This window comes from Pirellulaceae bacterium (genome assembly GCA_029243025.1).
In the GTDB taxonomy this organism is placed as follows: domain Bacteria; phylum Planctomycetota; class Planctomycetia; order Pirellulales; family Pirellulaceae.
The window spans coordinates 409,088-427,232 of sequence record JAQWSU010000006.1; the positions used below are offsets into that span (position 1 = coordinate 409,088).

12 protein-coding genes are annotated in these 18,145 nt (G+C 52.4%); 7 read left to right on the forward strand and 5 right to left on the reverse strand.

Annotation, left to right across the window (positions count from 1 at the left end; translation table 11 throughout):
• Positions 1-2: 2 nt before the first annotated feature.
• Entirely contained in the window at positions 3-1,403 is a 1,401-nt protein-coding gene (locus P8N76_03595; protein MDG2380734.1) for a bifunctional folylpolyglutamate synthase/dihydrofolate synthase, read from the forward strand.
• 6 nt (positions 1,404-1,409) lie between these two features.
• On the opposite strand, the gene P8N76_03600 is transcribed toward P8N76_03595, so the two are convergent.
• Both P8N76_03600 and P8N76_03605 read right to left on the reverse strand, forming a co-directional pair.
• Positions 1,410-2,204, reverse strand: coding sequence for a hypothetical protein (locus P8N76_03600; GenBank protein ID MDG2380735.1), 795 nt, complete (start codon positions 2,202-2,204; stop codon positions 1,410-1,412).
• Positions 2,205-2,560: 356 nt separating this feature from the next.
• Positions 2,561-3,898 (reverse strand): PQQ-binding-like beta-propeller repeat protein, encoded by a 1,338-nt coding sequence (locus tag P8N76_03605; GenBank protein ID MDG2380736.1) that lies wholly within the window; start codon positions 3,896-3,898, stop codon positions 2,561-2,563.
• Positions 3,899-4,308: 410 nt separating this feature from the next.
• Here P8N76_03605 and P8N76_03610 point away from each other — a divergent pair, with 410 nt between their 5' ends.
• From P8N76_03610 to P8N76_03625, 4 genes are all read left to right on the forward strand, one after another.
• The gene (locus P8N76_03610; protein MDG2380737.1) at positions 4,309-4,731 is read left to right on the forward strand and encodes a hypothetical protein; all 423 of its coding nucleotides are present in this window, start codon (positions 4,309-4,311) and stop codon (positions 4,729-4,731) included.
• 1,492 nt (positions 4,732-6,223) lie between these two features.
• Positions 6,224-7,345 (forward strand): hypothetical protein, encoded by a 1,122-nt coding sequence (locus P8N76_03615; GenBank protein MDG2380738.1) that lies wholly within the window; start codon positions 6,224-6,226, stop codon positions 7,343-7,345.
• Between the two features lie 4 nt (positions 7,346-7,349).
• Positions 7,350-9,674, forward strand: a complete 2,325-nt coding sequence (locus tag P8N76_03620) for a hypothetical protein (protein ID MDG2380739.1) — start codon at positions 7,350-7,352, stop codon at positions 9,672-9,674.
• Positions 9,675-9,778: 104 nt separating this feature from the next.
• Positions 9,779-10,849 carry a glycosyltransferase family 4 protein gene (locus P8N76_03625; protein MDG2380740.1) on the forward strand — a complete coding sequence of 357 codons (1,071 nt, stop codon included), beginning with the start codon at positions 9,779-9,781 and terminating at the stop codon, positions 10,847-10,849.
• A 4-nt stretch (positions 10,850-10,853) separates the two neighbouring features.
• Here P8N76_03625 and P8N76_03630 read toward each other — a convergent pair whose 3' ends face one another.
• Positions 10,854-11,345, reverse strand: coding sequence for a DinB family protein (locus P8N76_03630; protein MDG2380741.1), 492 nt, complete (start codon positions 11,343-11,345; stop codon positions 10,854-10,856).
• A 375-nt stretch (positions 11,346-11,720) separates the two neighbouring features.
• Between P8N76_03630 and P8N76_03635 the strand changes: the two genes are divergently transcribed.
• Positions 11,721-13,064 (forward strand): PQQ-binding-like beta-propeller repeat protein, encoded by a 1,344-nt coding sequence (locus P8N76_03635; GenBank protein ID MDG2380742.1) that lies wholly within the window; start codon positions 11,721-11,723, stop codon positions 13,062-13,064.
• Positions 13,065-13,463: 399 nt separating this feature from the next.
• Positions 13,464-14,273, forward strand: a complete 810-nt coding sequence (locus P8N76_03640; GenBank protein ID MDG2380743.1) for a Dabb family protein — start codon at positions 13,464-13,466, stop codon at positions 14,271-14,273.
• A 158-nt stretch (positions 14,274-14,431) separates the two neighbouring features.
• On the opposite strand, the gene P8N76_03645 is transcribed toward P8N76_03640, so the two are convergent.
• Both P8N76_03645 and P8N76_03650 read right to left on the reverse strand, forming a co-directional pair.
• Positions 14,432-16,258: an ABC transporter ATP-binding protein gene (locus tag P8N76_03645; protein ID MDG2380744.1), complete on the reverse strand. Its 1,827-nt coding sequence runs from the start codon at positions 16,256-16,258 to the stop codon at positions 14,432-14,434.
• Positions 16,255-18,021, reverse strand: a complete 1,767-nt coding sequence (locus tag P8N76_03650) for an ABC transporter ATP-binding protein (GenBank protein MDG2380745.1) — start codon at positions 18,019-18,021, stop codon at positions 16,255-16,257. The genes P8N76_03645 and P8N76_03650 overlap by 4 nt, the downstream gene beginning before the upstream one ends.
• Positions 18,022-18,145 lie beyond the last annotated feature (124 nt).

The window sequence follows — 18,145 nt, forward strand, 5'->3', positions numbered from 1 at the left end:
CGATGGAACCCAGAGCTGAAACAGAATACCAGGAAGCGTTAGACTTTCTGTTCGGCCGGATCAATTTTGAACGCTCCATCAACATGCCGTACAACCGGTCAGAACTCAAGCTGGACCGCATGTCGCAACTGCTGCAGCTTGCCGGCAATCCTGAGCAAGACCAAAAGATCATTCACATCGCGGGTACGAAGGGCAAGGGATCAACGTCTCATTTCGTGAGTGCCATTCTTACGAGCGCCGGTTACCGTACGGGCCGATTCACCTCACCACACCTCTATCACGTAGAAGAGCGTTTCGCAGTGGATGGGAACGCTTGTTCGCCCGAAGAGCTTTTGGACTGCATCCGAGAGCTGCGACCCATCGTGGAAGAAATGGATCAGCAGGCCGAGCGCAAGGGTGGTCACGGTCCCACCTATTTCGAAATCACAACAGCGATTGCGCTGGTCTATTTTAAACGATCTCAAACCGATTTCACTGTCCTTGAAGTCGGACTCGGCGGACGCCTCGACTCAACCAATGTGTGCAATCCGATGGTTTCGATCATTACCAGCATCAGCTTCGATCACACGCGGCAACTTGGTTTCACACTTGAATCAATCGCCCGCGAAAAAGCTGGCATTATCAAAGCGGGAGTTCCTGTTATCAGTGGGATCGACCGGCCTGAAGCAGATCAGGTGATTCAGCAAATCGCGGCAGAAAACGCGGCACCGCTGGCTCGCTTAGGAGATGATTTTCGAATTAATTATCATCCCCCAAGACAGCTTGCCACTGGGAATCCGCACATCGACTATTTCGAAGGGCAAGCATCCGAACCGTTGTTTTCCTCCGCGATCGGCTCCTTGGGTCGTCATCAAGCCGCAAACGCTGCCTTGGCAGTTGCTGCCAGCAAGTGTTTGATCGACCGCGGTGCTCGAATCGAAATAGAGGAGATCAAGAGGGCACTCGCCGCCACTCAGTGCCCAGCTCGAATCGAACGCGTGGAGCAGTGTCCCACCGTGATCCTCGACACGGCCCATAATGTGGCGTCGATGGAGGCCTTGTGTGATGTCCTATCAGAAAGCAACTGTCCTCGGCCTACGGTGTTGATATTCGCTTCAACACGAGGCAAAGACATTCGTGGCATGATGCACGGCTTGGTCAACCGCTTTAAGCACATCATTTGCACTCGCTATGTCTCGAACCCTCGAGGTGTTCCGGTTGATGAATTGACGCGACATGCCCAACAGGTCGCTGACGAAGAGTCACGCTCCATCGAGATCACGGCTTGCGCTTCCCCGGATCGTGCCTGGGAACACGCACGAGCTCTTGCCGGCAATGAGGGCTTGATCTGCGTGACGGGGTCGTTCTTCATCGCGGCGGAAATCGGTGCGGCTTACCATCGCATCGCAAAGGCTCCAGAATAATCTGGATTATTCCGAGGCTTCTGCTTCCGAGGCTGCTGCTTCTGACGGCTCAGTCGGTTCCGCGACGGGTCTGGGAGCGGCCTCTTCCGGCAAGGCGGCCAAGTGCTTGACTTCGCCGGACAACAATTTGTCACGAATGTTTTCATCCCAAATTGCCGCATTGCGATAGGCATTGTCTTCGCTGGAAAGCTGCGTCGGCTCGCGTTTCATCAACGGATTCAATGTCGTCAACGGACTCGATCCAAGAATGTTAGCACCCGCAAACTGAGTACTGTCGTAAATCGATCCGCTTTGAAATGGACCCGCGCCAAAGATCCATCGGCCGTAAGCCGTGCTGCGTGCGACAGACATGCCGGATTGCCACACGGGTTGGCGCGTGGCGCGATGGTACGCAAACACCGCAATCTTAGCAGCAGCAGAATCATCCGTCTTTCGGGCTAAGCTAATCTCCGGCAAAACGGGAAGCGGTGGCGTGGCCGTTACAAGCGAGGCAGCCGCGTTCAGACCCTGGCTCGCTGGTACTCCATAATTCACATCGTGCCCGTCCGCTCCTAAAGCACCCACGCGGGGCTCGACGATAAACAACGCTTGTTCGCGATCCTCTTGCAACAAGAGACCGGCCAGCACCATCTGCTGACGAAGTGAACTGATGATGTAGTCGGCATTTACGAAACCGCTACCTTTGACCTGCCGAATATACTGTGTGTCGAGGTAAACCATTTCATTGCGAAGCGGCGAAAAATCGATATTGGCCACAGCACGATCAACCGCATCCGAAAGCAACAATTGGTCAGTCGCCATTTTGTCGCGAGTCGTACCGCAACCGAACGTAAGCAAGAAACCGACCAGGCACCCGACAGCGCAAAGCTGATGCCAGCTCAATCGACGTACGTTGTGTTTTTGCCTCAGACAGTCCACGGTTTCCGTCACCTGTCCATCATCGGACAGCGTTCGATGGGTCGTAGCTACGGAATCGTCTCCGCAGCTGCCTCGGGTTAGATCATGGTTTGAGCGGGTGGATCGCAGATACAACGAACCGCAACAACCCGCAGGCTTCACCCAGACAGTGAGCTAACCCTAGATATAGCGAAGCCGAGGAGGTGGTTCCAGGTGAATTTGTCGGCCGACGCCATCGCTGCTAGCACCAGACCTGCGAGCTACTCTCCCTTCAGCAAGCTCGCACAAACGAGTTGAGTGTCGCTACGGATGAAGACGTGCCCGTCAGCAAAGGCAGGATGTGACCAACAGACTCCCTTCCCACGACGTTTTAACTGAGCTTCGGTCGGTTCAATTAGCTTGGCACGACTGATCTCTTCGAAGCCAGTCGGTGATAGCTTCGCAATCAGCAACTCACCTCGCTCGTTGAACATCCAAACACGATCACCATTGCGAACCAAGTGGATATTACTCCAACGATTACGGGGCGTCGCTGTTTGGTCTTCCCAGATCCGTTTTCCTGTTTCGGCCTCCAGACACCTCAATTCGCCATAGCTATCGACGCCATAAACGTAGTCACCGATCATGATCGGAGTCGACATAATCGAATGCAATGCATCTGTATCAAGTTCACTCGGGCCTCGGGCCCGCCATCCTTCTTCGACACTTGTCGTCTTTTCGTCAAGCTGCAACATTTTCGCACCATCATAGAACGAGGTGACGAATAGTCGCCCTTTGTGAACGATGGGCGTGGCAATCGCAATCACCATATTCTTTGGCGGCATTTCCGATTTCCAATAGACTTGGCCGTCGGCAGGATTCAAGCCAACAATATTGTCACCGGTCCAACAAACGAGCACCCGTTTGCCAGCTTGTTCGATAAGAATCGGAGCGGCGTAGGAAGTACGATCAGAGAGAGCCCGCCAAACTTCTTCGCCTGTATGGCGATTTAAAGCGACGATGCAAGCGTCCGGACGACCTCCAATCATCAGGATGACGAGGTCTTGGGTGACTATCGGAGCGGCTGCGATACCCCAGATCGGGATTTTGATTTTAAACCGATCAAGCAGGTCGCTTTTCCACTGGACGTCACCGGTTACTGCATCAAGAACATGCAAATGGCCCATGGCACCCAACGCAAAAGCTTGTCCCGCGTCGACGGTCACCGAAGCGCGTGGGCCGGCTTGATATCCAATGTTCTGATACTCACAAGGATAAGTCAGCTTCCAAACCGATTTACCCGTCGCCGCATCAAAACAGAGGACCCGCTCCAACTGCTCCTCTGTCTCCGGTCGGTCAGTAAGGTAAACCAAACCTTTAGCGACCGTCGGCCCGCTGTATCCTGGAGCCACGGAAACGGACCATTTGTGTGGAATCTGTTCTGTCGGAAATGATTCGAGCACCTTGTCGTTTTTCCAGACACCGTCACGATTTGGACCCCGCCATTGAGGCCAATCCTCAGCTGCCAACTGAATTGGCAAAACAATCAGAAACAGTAATCCGAGACAACCTTGTCGATACATCATTAACCTTCGGTTTCGGGGGCTATTTTCCATCATGATGAAAATCCTCACTAGGGCGACCCAAACTGCCAAACATTGTGCCTGTCAAACAAATATCGTCGCGGAGAAAAACGATCGAGACGGAATTCCCTCGCAGCTCAGAGCGATTTCAAACGACCATTGTAGCGGCAAGCTACCGCTGTGAAAAAGTCGCTGCCGGGGCTAACGACGGTCCGCTTTCTCTGAGTTATAACCTGGAATGGCGACCATTGGTCTTATTCGCGACAGCTGATGATGATCTGGGTCTGAGCAAAAATAACTTGTGAAATAAAAAGAAGTAATAAAAGATGGGTGTTTAAGCGACTGGTTCCAAAATTAGTTTTACCAAGACCCCAGTCATCGCAACCATTTTTGTCTTCGGATCACTACTGCTCGGCTGTAACAAAGTCGAAGAAACCACGAACACGGTGAAGCAAGCCGCCCAAGAAGCAACGCAATCGATCGAAAATGCGGCCCAATCCGCGGCAACAACGCTAGGTAATAAATTCCATCAGGCCAGTGAAGCGGCCCGATCTTCCCTCGAGGGCGTTGACGGCGGCGGTGAGATTATGACGAAACTATCAGAGTCCTTTACGTCTGCTCATCAGGCACTTCACCATGTGACTGACGGTGACACGGCACAAGCTGCCGCTGACAAGTTCGACGAAATGGGCGATAAACTCAGCCAACTGCCAGCAGAGGCTCGCACGGCTATCGCAGCAATGATCGAAAAAGAAGCTGCCGAATTGAAGCGGCTCACGGACGAAATGGATCCAACGATCAAGAACGTCGTGAAACCCAAGCTGGATGCTCTGATCAACAAACTGAAGTCACTCGAGTCAACTCGTTGAACTACGGCGACCCTCCACGTTGAGCAGTCGCTTTCGTTTTGCAAGTGCATGCTCCGGCAAATCTGAGCAAAAGAACGAGCAAAAAAAAAGGCTGTTGGCCGATCCATCGGACCGAGCCACAGCCTCAAAACAGTCAAACTCGCGGCTGATCGCGACGACGGGAGTCGCTGCGAGAATAGCGAGGATCGGGCGTGCTAGGCACTTGCCCTTAATTGATCCTGGCCAACGCTTAAAATTGGTCCCTCGGCCGGAATCTTGCCGCTGTTGAGTTCAACTGACTAATAGTAGTCTACACCATGCCGTTCAAATGGACAGCAATCTAAATCGGCAATTCCGACAACGCGGTTCGGCCCAATTCGGAACAAAAGTCGAATTCGCTGAAACTCATCAACTACGACTTTATCCGTCAAATCCTTCCAACAAACCATGTGCCAAAGTTAGAAAAAAGCTGAGCCGGATCTGATTCGGCATAACTGCTGAGCTGAATTAGCATCGATTTCATCAATCTCTGGATCGTCGATGCGTAGCAAATCTGTTACGCAACAGCGACTTTACTGCAGGCCAAGGGTCAACAATAAACAAACTTCGCGCTCCGACTTTCCCAAAATATTTTTACGCCGAGGCGCAGAAAAACCCGCGCTCGTCGGCTTCGACAATCACCCCTTCACAAATAAAACCGGCCGATCGTGAGCACGAATTCTCCCCATCAGATAGCAGATCGATTGTGAATCGTCGCGGCTGAGAAACAGCAAAGGGATTAAAAAACGCCCAGCTTCCGATTGAAGTTACGTCTTTGAATCTTCTGGGCAAGTATTCAATCTGAATGTCCGATAGCAAGAGTTGGCGGCGCAACGAACCTTCGTACCGCTCGAAATACAGCTTGGCCGGATGATGGCCAGGGACATCAAATCGACTCCCACCGACGGACCGCAGGGCTAAATCTATCGATAACGTGATACCTCAAAACGCGTTATTTAAGCGATCAGGGCTTGCTCCCGGTGCGCACCCGTCTGTCCATGCTGCCCTGAGCGGCAGCTGCGAGACCCCTTTTTTTCGTTGCATTCGGCAAAATCTGCCAATTGGATGAAATTACTGCCAGCAGTGCTTTGATTACCGTTCGAGTTTTAACAAGCTTACACACGATATAACTGAGTAGGGTTCTGACTCTCGCATTCGTTGAGCGGGTCAGGCCGGCTGAATCCGTGCGTCGAGCCATGCAGCGAGGAAATCGCTTCCCTCGTGGCCGACTGGGGGCCCGCGTGCCCGTCGCACGTTCAGCCGGCTTGGCCCGTTTGCGATTCCAGCCCATGAGTCACTTCTTCTTGACCCCCATCGATGCCCACCCGTTTGGCGGTTGCGATCTCAAGTCAGGCAAATTACGATATTTAGTCGGTTTGCACGCTCGAAGTTATTAGAATCGTTACTCCCCGTTACTGAATCCCCGTTACTGAATCCGCGACGGGAAACCCTTCGTGTAACAAAGGATTGAGGAATGCCTCGTTTACTGCATTGCGCCGCTGTCGCGTTTCTGTTTAGTCTTCTGCTATCGGCGGGGGCCGAATCAGCCGGACCGGAGGCGAGGAAACTGCTCGGTCAAGGCGTCCATTCGCTCTATCAGGGTCGATTACCGGAGGCGATTGAAAGCTTCAACCTTGCGAGTGTTGATTTGCCTGAAGATCCGCGCGTCTATTTCTTCCGAGGAGTGGCAAAAAATCGCATCGGTCAGACCGACGAAGCAATCATCGATTTTCAACGTGGTGCCACACTTGAGGCCTTGTTGGGACGTCGGGATATTGGCCAATCACTACAACGCATCCAGGGCTTCGAGCGCATTCAAATCGAGCGCTATCGGCAATCCGCCCGAAAGCTGGCTAAAACCGGTAAGCTCCTACCTCCCGATGTGGTTACGGAAGATCGCCAGGATGTCCAAACGATACCTTCTAGTGAGGTCGTTGTCACCGAGATTCCCGCCGAAGGCGATTTACCGAACGATGCGAAAGATCCGTTCTCCGGCGACAGCGATGGATTACTCGGCCGAGGTCCGACCGACCAGATCGACAACACCCCGGAACCGCCTCAACCGGAATTGAATGAGGGGGAAGATTTCGACACAAACCTAGCCGACGATGCATTCGCTGACGAAAATCCGGAAGAAGATCCATTCCCCGATGACCCGGAGTTGGCAGACCAACCAGCCAGCAATGGCTCGTCAAATTCCGGTGCCTTCGGAGCTGTTTTTCGCGCGTTCACGCGCACCGCGATTCCGGTCAGTCCCGAGCAGCGTGACAGTCTGATGCGAGGGATTCAGCAGAACATTCCGATTCCCAACCTTTCCGATGGACCACCAGCAGAAGGCTTCCCAGCCGTTGACAACGGCGATCCGTTCGGTGACGACGAGGATCCGTTCGGCGGCAACGAAGATCCGTTTGGCAGTGGCAAAGCTGCAACAAGCGAAGACGATGATCCTTTTGGTGGTGACGACGAAGAAATGACCGAAGACGATGATCCTTTTGGTGGTGACGACGCAGAAATGACCGAAGACGATGATCCTTTTGGTGGTGACGACGCAGATGATCCTTTTGGTGGTGACGACGAAGATCCTTTCGGAAACTAGGGTCATGAAACGACGAAGATTACTAACCCAAGCTTTGACAGTTTTTTTCGCGGCCGTGTTCACAACAGCCGCCCTTGGTGCCAATACACTTAAATCTGTCTCTCCTCGCGGTCTCCAGATCGACGCGACAACGCGGATTACGCTCACCGGCCAGTTCGACTCGAATCCGCGGGTCGATCTAGACGTTCCGGGAGTTTACGAGCAGCAAATCATTGACGCAAACGGCGAACGGGTCGTGGTCGATGTCACGATGAATCGTCAAGTACCGGCTGGCATCTATCCGTTGCGTGTCGTGACGGATGAGGGGATATCGAACGCGTTTGTAGTCGGCGTCGATCGACTTCAGCAAGTGGCCTTCCAAAATCAGATTGATTCGCTACCGGTTGCTCTTCACGGAAATCTGTCGGGCGATCAAATACTCAAAGTAAAATTCCACGGCCAAGCCGATCAGCCAATTGTCATCGACGTAGAAGGGCAAAGGCTTGGTTCGAAGATTCGGCCGGTCCTGCGGCTGTTGAATGCGGAGGGGAGACAGTTTGTCTCAGCCCGTCCTTCCCAAAACATTGCCGGCGACGCACGCATCGTTACAAAGCTTCCAACCACCGGGGAATTCGAAGTTCAATTGCACGATGTCGTCTACAAAGGTCCTGAGCCGGGTTGGTTTCGACTCAAGATCGGCCCCTTGAAGTACGCCGACCTTGCTTTCCCACCTGCGATTTCTGCTGAATCAACGGGCTCTGTACAGTTTGAACTCTCAAATTTGTCGACCCCGGTTCGCGTACCAGCACAAGCAAACAGCACCATCATCCGTGTTCCTTGGCCTGATGATAAGGAAGCGCTGTACACAGGGATGGCTCCTCGCGTGGTGCTAAGCGACTTGGGAACCGCCGAATATCTGGAACAAGACCTAGCCGGTCAAACAAATCTCGAATTACCAATTGGCATTAGTGGTCGTTTGTTGGAGCCTGGCGAAGAAGACGTCTACGCGTTTCGAGTTACGCCTAAATCAAAATTGCGATTTGATGTTCGGTCGCAAAGACTCGGTTCACCTCTCGACGCCGTGCTGGTGATCACAACGAAAGATGGGAAACAACTTGGGCGGAGTGACGACCAATCGGCAACACGTGACCCTGGTATGGATCTGACCATTCCGGCCGACGTCAAGGAAGTGGTCGCTCGCATCAGCAGTTTAGTTCGACAACATGGCCCCGATACGATCTATCGACTCACCGTCGCACCCAGTCGTTCTCAATGGCAATTAGGCACAGCCCTCGATCGTCTGACCATTCCCGCAGGAAGTCGACAAGTCATTTCGTTGGACGTCAACCGAGGCGGCAGCAAGGGATCCCTCGACCTGAAGCTGCCGACGGCCCTCGACAGCGTACTCAAACTTGAAACCCCTCGTATTTTTCCCGAAGACGAAATTGGACTGCTGTCGATCCGAAGCCAGCAAGCAACTCGCGGCGTCTTCCGCGCATCCGTTGCTGGTTACGACTCAGAAGCTTCCTCCGCCGCTCCGGTTGTCTTTCTCTCCTCCGCTCCGTTTCCCGGCAGTGAACACCAACCTGAGCAGCGCGATCTGCTGACTCTCATGATCAATCGATCGGCACCGATCGCGATTAATTGGTCCGAACCCGAGCAGCAGGAGGGACTGACGCTAGCACGTGGCACACAACACTCCTTGCCGCTGACTGTTGAACGAAATAACCAACAGGGGGGGAAAATTCGGCTGTCGTTGCTATCGACACAAAAACCACCCACCAAAAAAGAAGATAACAAACAGGTACCCGATTTGAATCGCATGTTGCGAATCGAAGAATCACCCCTGCTGTCTGCCGACCAGAACTCGGCGACTCTCAAGCTGATTGCACCGACCGAGCTCCCACTTCATTCCTGGGGCTTAACGATTCGGGCCGAACTCTTGTCCGAAGACGAAAAACAAGTCAAATCGACGGTTTACGCGCCCGTACTCCGAGCCAACACCATCAGCCCATTGAGTTTGCAGGTAGAATTACCGAAGAGCTTGACGGTCGCCGCAGGCGTCGACGAGCCTGAGGAAATCAAGGGCACGATCGAGCGTCACGCCGATTTCTCCTTCCCGGTACAAGTGACATTGCAGGGGCTGCCAAAAGAAGTCAAACTTTCTCCCGTGACGGTGGAATCCGATGAGACGGAATTCGTGATTCCACTGAAATTAGACGCTGAAACCAAGGCTGGTGAATTCAAAGAAGTCCGATTGGTTGCCCAATTTGTAACTTCTGACGAATCCCTGAAGGATGTTCGCAGCCAATCGAGCCCCGTCACGGTGAAGATCACCAAACCGGAATAGCCCACCTCGAACCATCACCCGAGCTTTGGTCTTCATCTCAATTAACAAGCGATTGATGCGGTCAAGCAATGGATCGCATGGTGGTAGCACGGAGGCCCATATCTATGCGGATTATCGAAATGGTTTCGGGTACGGCGGTCAACGGTGCTGTCGTGACGTGCCTTGAAATCACACGAGCAATGCTCAATTTGGGTCATGAAGTGACGCTCGTCTGCCGCCCGAACTCATGGATCGCTGATCAACTCGAAGGCGAACTCGACATCGTCTATTCGAGCTTGAAGCGATGGCCAACTAACGAGCTTCGTCGCGTCGCATCAATCGCACGCGACCGCCAGATTGATGTAATTCACACACACATGAGCAGCGCTAATTTTTTCGGCGTACTGCTCCGGCGCTTTTGGGGTATTCCCTGCGTCGCGACTGCAAACAATCGGTATATCCAATTGCATTGGATGTTCAATGATCACGTTGTGGCAGCTTCCGAAGCAACCCGAAAATTCCATCAACGCTACAACCTTGTGCCAAAACGGCGTATTGAAGTCGTCTATAACTTCATCGACGACCACCGGTTTCACAATGCACCCGACGACGCAGGACCCTGTTTTCGACAATCATTGGACATCGACCAAGATGCGTTGTTGATCGGGACGGTAGGCGACGTGCTGCAGCGCAAAGGACTCTTGTATCTGGTCAAAGCTTTACCCGCAATTATCGCTGAGATTCCTCGAGCACATGTCGTGAGCGTCGGCTATCTTAAACAGCCTTACATCAGCGTCGTCCGAGAGGAAGCAGAACGCTTAGGCGTCGAAGATCATATTACCTGGGCCGGTTACCGAAACGACGTGATCAACGTGATGTCAGCAATCGATGTCATGGCATTACCTACCCTCGAAGACAACTTACCGCTCGCGATCCTGGAAGCAATGGCGTGCTCCGTTCCCGTGGTAGCAAGTGAAGTCGGCGGCATTCCGGAATGCGTCATCGATGGCCAGACCGGATATCTGGTTCCGCCTGCTAAGCCGCATCAATTGGCCACAGCACTAACGGCCGTTCTTTCCAATCAAGAACATCGACGGTCTCTGGGCGCGGCCGGACGTCAACGTATTCGCGATAACTTTTCACGTGACAGTCAAGTCGATCGAATCGAACAAGTGTTCCAACGATTCGCCGCCTGATCAATCAAATGAGAACCGGCTTGGCCAGTTCTCTCCGAACGACGGCAAACTGCCCGACGTGCATCATTGGATGGCTGCCGATCAACGTGAACATATGACCCACGCTGGGATATTTTTTGCGAATCCACTCGGGACTCGGAAGATCCAAGTCAGCATCCGGCAATTCCGCGAGGGCTGCGAGTGTTGAGCCACGGACTTTTTGATACAGATCGATGTATTCCTGCTTGGTCGAGAAATTTGCCGCATCATCACTGGCACAAGTCTCTTTGCTATGTCGCTCCGCAAAGCCATCAGGTAACTCAGCGCCTTTGCCCGGACACACTGATTCCAACAACTTGACTTCTGAACTAATCAAGTGACCTAGTTGCCAAGCCAGGTGATTTGAATCTTTCGATGGACGGCTCATCAAATCTGCATCCGACAGATCGCTGATGTACGTATTGAGTACGTTGAGGCTCATATCCATCGTCGCTCGTAATGCGTCTTTTGTCTTCATCTTCAGTGCCTCTAGGATGAGAATGGGCCAAACGTCAGATTCGCGTTTATAAGTCAGGCTAGCTGTTCTGACAATAGTACGGGATCTCAACGGGCTCAATCCACCATGGCCAGTATTCGAAAAGTGATGAGACAAGCAAACACGCTTGTAATTTCAGATGCAAGCTGAAAGACCGCCGATTTGAGTCGCAACCGAGTAGGTTGGCCTTGTTGGGATCTTTTTCAAGCCTGTGATGGAAACGCCGGCGCCCGACTTTTTCGGTCAAAATCAGGTTGGCAGCACAGCGGCCATCTGCGATGCCAGACTTGTCATTTCTACACGGTTGCCTATTGTGTGGTCGAACCGTAAGCCCTTTTTAGAAAGTAGTCATCTGCGATGAATCGGTCCCTCAACCTGTCGCTGCTCGTAGCCGGATTTATGGCGATCGCGATCCCGAGATTGAGCCAGGCAGAATGGCTCCAATTTCGTGGTCCCAGCGGAGCTGGAGTGCTCGCCAACTCAACCTACCCGACAACATGGAGCGTGGACGATAATATCGCCTGGAATAGCCCGTTGCCGGGTGGAGGCTGGTCGTCACCCATCGTGGTCGGCGATCGGGTGTTCATCACAATGGCCGTATCGAAAGATATCGGCAGACCGAAAGGATTTGGCGGCGGTGTGGCTTCGATGCGTGGCTTGTCCTCCAGAAAGCCACCGCAGGATCCGATCAGCTTTGAGCTTCATTGCCTCAGTCTGATCGATGGTTCCGAGATTTGGAAACGAGTGGTCGACGATCGCCGTCCGGCCTTCGCCATCCACCCGTCCAACACCTACGCAACCGAATCTCCGGCGGTAAGTCAGGATCAAGTTTTCGTCTATTTCGCCTCAACAGGTGTCGTTGCCTGCTACGACTTGGCCGGCGAAGAGATCTGGAAACGAGAAATCGGTGCATTTCGAACCTCGAATAACTTCGGCACCGCTAGTTCTGTTGCTGTGGATGATGGCAAAGTATTTATTCAATGCGACAACGAAGACCAGTCTTTTGTGGTGGCCTTCGATGCGGCCTCCGGTGAAGAGGCTTGGCGCAAAGAGCGAGATGTCTCCACCTCCTGGAGTTCACCCATTGTCTGGAAAAATCGGCTTCGCAACGAATTAATCCTGTGTGGCAGTGACAGCGTGATTTCCTATGAACCGAACACGGGCAAACAATTGTGGAGTCTGACCGGAACGGGAGGAACGTTCAGCGGCTCCCCCACCTGTGACGCCGATCGCATCTATTTCGGCAACAGTGGTCGCAACAGCCGTGGACCTCTCGTCGCGATTGCGGCGGGTGCAGAGGGTGAACTGGACGTCGAAGACGAGACTTCTGACAAAGGGATTGTCTGGGTTCAACCCTCATCCGGTCCTGGCATGGCATCGCCCGTCGTTGTCGATGGAAAACTGTTTGTGTTGAGCCGTAGCATTCTGACGTGCCATGACGCGAAAACGGGAGAACGACTCTATCGGAACCGATTGCCCGCCAAGAGTGTCGCCGCTTCCTTGTGGTCCACGAACAACCAACTGTTCGTGCTGGACGAAGCGGGAAACACCTTCGTTGTCGAAGTCGCCGAAGATTTCGAACTGGTGGGCGAAAACAGCATTTCTGGCCTCTTTTGGTCAACGCCCGCTGTATCGACTGACTGCCTTTTGCTGCGAGCAGCCGATCGACTCTACTGCATCCGGTCCACGGAATCTCCGTAACGGAGTCCCCTGGCTACCACAGGCAACTTTTTGTCGAATCCCTGCCGTTCTTATCTACCTAAACATTCAAGAGCGGCAGATCCAAGAGGACGCGTGGAAGCTGCCGATTCCGAGTGGCGTGAAGTAAAACGCATCCGTGGTGTGCCCATCTTGTGATGAATCGGACTCATTCTGCTTGGCCACACCACCACGAATGTGATGAGGCCTTGTGAGATCTCTCGATAATTCGCTGGTAATGCCGCTTCATCTCTAGCTTGTGCCGTAACGGTTTGGGTTTAGACTATACGCTGATTTTGAGTCCTAAGTGATCGATTCTTACACTCTCTTCACACCCGCTTCGGTTTTGACTGAAATCGTAGGTTATCGGACAGCTGGAGGGTGTCAAACAAGGAGAATACCATGCTTGATGGTCAGCATTCCGGTCATCGTCGTTACGGCAGCATTCCAATCTTTTTTGCCGTGGGAATGTTCTTAACCCTCGGCGTTGCCTGCAATCGGCAATCGGTTGTTGAAGTTCAATCGGATGGCGATAAGGAGGTCGCAGAAGTGGTATCAGACAAATCGGATCATCTTGACGGAAAGGTTTTACGTCACGCAGTTTTTTTCAAGTTCAAAGACTCATCGTCGGACGAACAAGTGAAAGAAGTTGTCGAGGCATTTCGAAAACTGCCAGTACAAATAGAAGAGATTTCTGATTTCGAATGGGGCACCAACAACAGCCCAGAAGACCACGATGATCAATACACACACTGCTTCTTACTCAGCTTCGATAACGAAGAGGGACGCAACGAGTACCTGCCACATGACGCCCACGTCGGTGAATTCGCAGACACCTTACGACCGCATTTGGAAAAAGTATTTGTGATCGACTATTGGGGTAAGTCTGCGAAAAAACCTGTCGACAAAGCCCTAAGACACGCGGTGTTTTTCAAGTTCAAAGAAGATGCTGCCGAGGCAGATATCAAAAAAGTAGAAGAAGCATTCGCCGCCTTGCCCGCCAAAATCGATTCTATCAAGGCGTTTGAATGGGGTAGAAACAACAGTCCGGAAAACCATGATCAGGGTTTCACGCACTGTTTTATGGTGACGTTTGATTCAGAAGAAGGTCGGGAAGCCTACTTGCCCCACCCTGATCACACTGAGTTTGTGCAGGTCTTATTGCCTGTACTCGACCAGGTAAGAGTGCTCGATTATTGGGCGGAAAAGTAGCATCGGGCCCAGCATCACCGCCACTCGCTTCGCACTGCCGCCAACTTGCGCGATCTGGCAGCCTGCATAATTGGGGAGGTCATTCCGAGCTAGTTTTCTAGCTTCGGCCCCCCTACGTCGAGGAATGGCTCAGGCAAGTAAGCTCTTCAACACGGTGATCAATCATCGATGACAGTGTCAATACGAACCACATCTCGCATCGACTGTTCCGTATAGAGATTGTGGTAGACACCAGCTTTTTGGATGAGTTCCAAGTGAGATCCTTGTTCGACAATTTCGCCCTGGTCAATCACGACGATCTTGTCGGCCGCACGAATCGTCGATAATCGATGAGCGATCACAAAGCTGGTCCGACCGGACAAGACTTGAGCCAAACCAATTTGAATTTGTCGTTCCGTTTCTGTATCAATCGACGATGTTGCTTCGTCCATTACCAACAAACGCGGCCGCTTTAAGACAGCGCGGGCAAATGATACCAGCTGTTTTTCACCCAGGCTAAGTTGATTGCCCCCTTCGCCGACTTGTGTTTCATAACCCGCTTTCAAATCGCAGATGAACTCATGAGCTCCTGCCAATTTAGCTGCTTGTTGAATCTCTTCGATTGTCGCCTCTAAGTGGCCATAGCGGATGTTGTCCGCAATCATGCCGCTGAACAGGTGGGGTTGTTGAAGTACGATACCGAGGTTTGACTGCAGCCACTGCAAACTACGTTTGCGATAATCAATTCCGTCGAACAGTATTTGACCCTCGGTAGGTTCGTAGAATCGACAGAGCAGATTAACGAGTGTTGATTTACCACCGCCAGTTGCCCCGACCAAGGCAATGGTCTCGCCGGCGGCTACTTTCAGATTGAAGTCTTTGACGATCGGAGGCCCCTCTCGATAACAAAATCCCACATTGCGGAACTCAATTTGATGGATCTCGTCCGGATACCCGTCGGTCCCGCACTTTTCAAGGGTCGCCCTCACCTCGGCACTATCACGAATCTCGGGTTCTGCGTCGACTAAGCTCAACACACGTTCGGCTGACGCTTGTGCCATTTGAAGTTCTGCGAACCAGGCCGACATGTCTTGAACCGGAGCAAAAAAAAGTTGTGCGTAGTACATGAACATCACCACTTCGCCCACCACTAAGCTACCCGCAATCACTTGATATCCGCCGGTCACTAATGCGAACGCAATGGCAATGCTGCCAATGGTCAATACGATTGGCAAATAGACCGCTGAGAGGATAGAGTTCCGCACTGAATAACTCCGCAGTTCTTCCGAGACCCGATCAAAGTCTTGGAGATTCGCATCACCGCGCACGAACACCTTGGATGTTCGTACCCCCATGATGCCCTCGTTGTAAACGGCCGTAATCTTGGAATTGGCTTTTCTGACCAACCGCGATGCTCGCAAGATCTGCTTGCGAAAAAAGATACTGACAATAAACAACAAGGGCACGACCGACAGAACGGCGAGTGCCATTAGCCGGTTGTAGTAGAGCATGACACAAGCAATACCGAACATTAGAGCAATGCCCCAAATGAAGTCCATCACTCCCCATGCCAGAATGTTTGATAAACGATTGCAATCCGAGGTCAGCCGAGCCATCAGCCAACCCACGGGTTTGGTATCGTAGAAACTAAATGACAATTGCTGCAGTTGTTGAAAAGCGTCGCGCCTAATGTCATGGCTAACGTGGGTGCGAATCTTACCCGCACGAGAGATAAATCCCCAAACTGATGCGCAAAGCGCCAAGGACACTGCGGCAAAAGCCCAAGCATAGGGTACGAGATTGGTATCCGCACCATGTGCTTCCACATCGGCAATCAGTTTCCCGGTTATGATCGGAAAGGCCAGATCACTAGCAGCCAAGCTAAACGCGACAATCGTGAACGACACAGTTGTCCGACGATAGTGGAGCGTATAACGCAGAAGTTTTGACCACAAACGCAGATTGACTTTTTGTGGCTGATCCTCGTCAACCCATTCAGAATTCATCGTCGCTTGCCTCCCGACAAATCCTTGGCCATTTCCTCTTCGAGGGTCCCTTGTATCCTCCACAGGCGACGATAAGCACCGTCTTCTAACAGCAGCTGATCGTGGCTGCCTTGTTGGACGAGTCGACCGTGGTCAAAGACCAGAATACGGTCGGCCAGACGGGTTGATGAAAGTCGATGCGCGATGAGAATTGTCGTTTGATTTCCTCGTCGATTGGCAAGGGATCGTAAGATGTGCGCCTCGGTCTTTGTGTCCACGGCGCTCAAGCTGTCGTCCATCACAAGGAAAGCGGGGTTTTTCAGCAGAGCTCGAGCGATTGCCAGCCGCTGTCGTTGCCCTCCAGAAAGGGTGACACCCCGTTCGCCGACCTTGGTTCCATACCCTTCTGCGAAACCACAGATATTTTCATGAATATCTGCGGCTTGCGCCGACTCCTCCACCTCGTGATCAGCTGCGGCACTGCGACCAATCACGACATTTTCACGTACTGTTTTTGAGTACAAGAATGGATCCTGGAGCACCATCCCAAATGCCCCACGCAGGGAATCCCGGTTGATCGTGTTTAATTCACGACCGCCAATCTTGATTGAGCCTTGCTGGTAATCATAAAGTCGGACCAAGAGATTCACAAACGTCGACTTACCTGCACCGGGCGGTCCGAGTAATGCGATCGTCTCACCTTGCTGGATCGTGATCGTCAAATCGCTCAAGGCCTTACGACCTTCGTCGTAACTGAACGTCAGATTCCGGACCTCGATCAATCCCTCAACGGGTTGATCGGTCTTCGCTTCATCGCTCTCTGGCTCTGCCATTAATATCTCTTTAATACGGCCGATCGAAACGGTTGCCTTACCCGTATCAGCCAAGACACGTCCAATATGTCGCACGGGCCAAATGATGGTGCGGACTAACCACCAAAATAGAACCCACGTACCTAACGTCATCTGACCTTCCGCGACAAAATAAGCGCCCCCGATCAAGACCAGTCCAAGCTGTGCGAAAACGAGCACATCTGACAACGTCCAATAATTCGTCAACGCAAGAAACAAACGGTATTCCAAATCTCGAAATTCCCCATTGCGCTGCAAGAATTTGCTCGTCTCAAATTCCTGCCGAGCGAAGGCTCGTACGACGCGAATTCCGGTAAGGTTCTCCTGCAACACGGTGGTGAGTCGTCCTTCGGCTTCATCGACCTGCTGGAAAAGAGCTCGAACCTTGCGAAAGAATTGAACGGCAAAAAAGATGATCATCGGAATCAAACAGAACGAAAGTGCTGTCATCCGTCGGTCTTGGGACAGCATGATCGGAAAAGCGACGAGTAGGAAGAGAGAAACTCGCACAATCTCGACGACTTGTGACGCAAGAAATACTCGAATCGTTTCGACATCGGAAGAGCAGCGTTGAACCAGATCACCCGTATCGGAATGGTCGTGAAAACTGCAGGGTAATCGCTCCAGATGCGCGTAGAGACGATGACGCAGTTGCTGAACAATGCCTTCGCTGGCTTGAGCCGCCCAACGTCCGCGCAAATAAGTGAAACCGCCATAAGCCGCATTAAAACTGACCATTGTCACTGCAGCTGGTATCAAGCTCTGCCACATCGTAGCCTGGCCGGTTAACAGAGCATCCAGAGCTCGCTTCAGAACATAGGGGACCGACAACAGAAAAACGGTCCCGACTGCCATGGCACCAATCGCCGCCAAATAGCGCAAACGCTGACCGGCTGTCAGTTCCCACAGGGTGCGTTTCGAACTCGCGTGCAAGCCTTTCCTCCAATGTCTTACGATGAGATTATTCCAAGCCAGTCGATCGGCGATGACGCTGCGAACGGGTCCTCGACATCTCAACCATCTGCCCTGCAGGATACGGTGACGAGTCGAAATCACA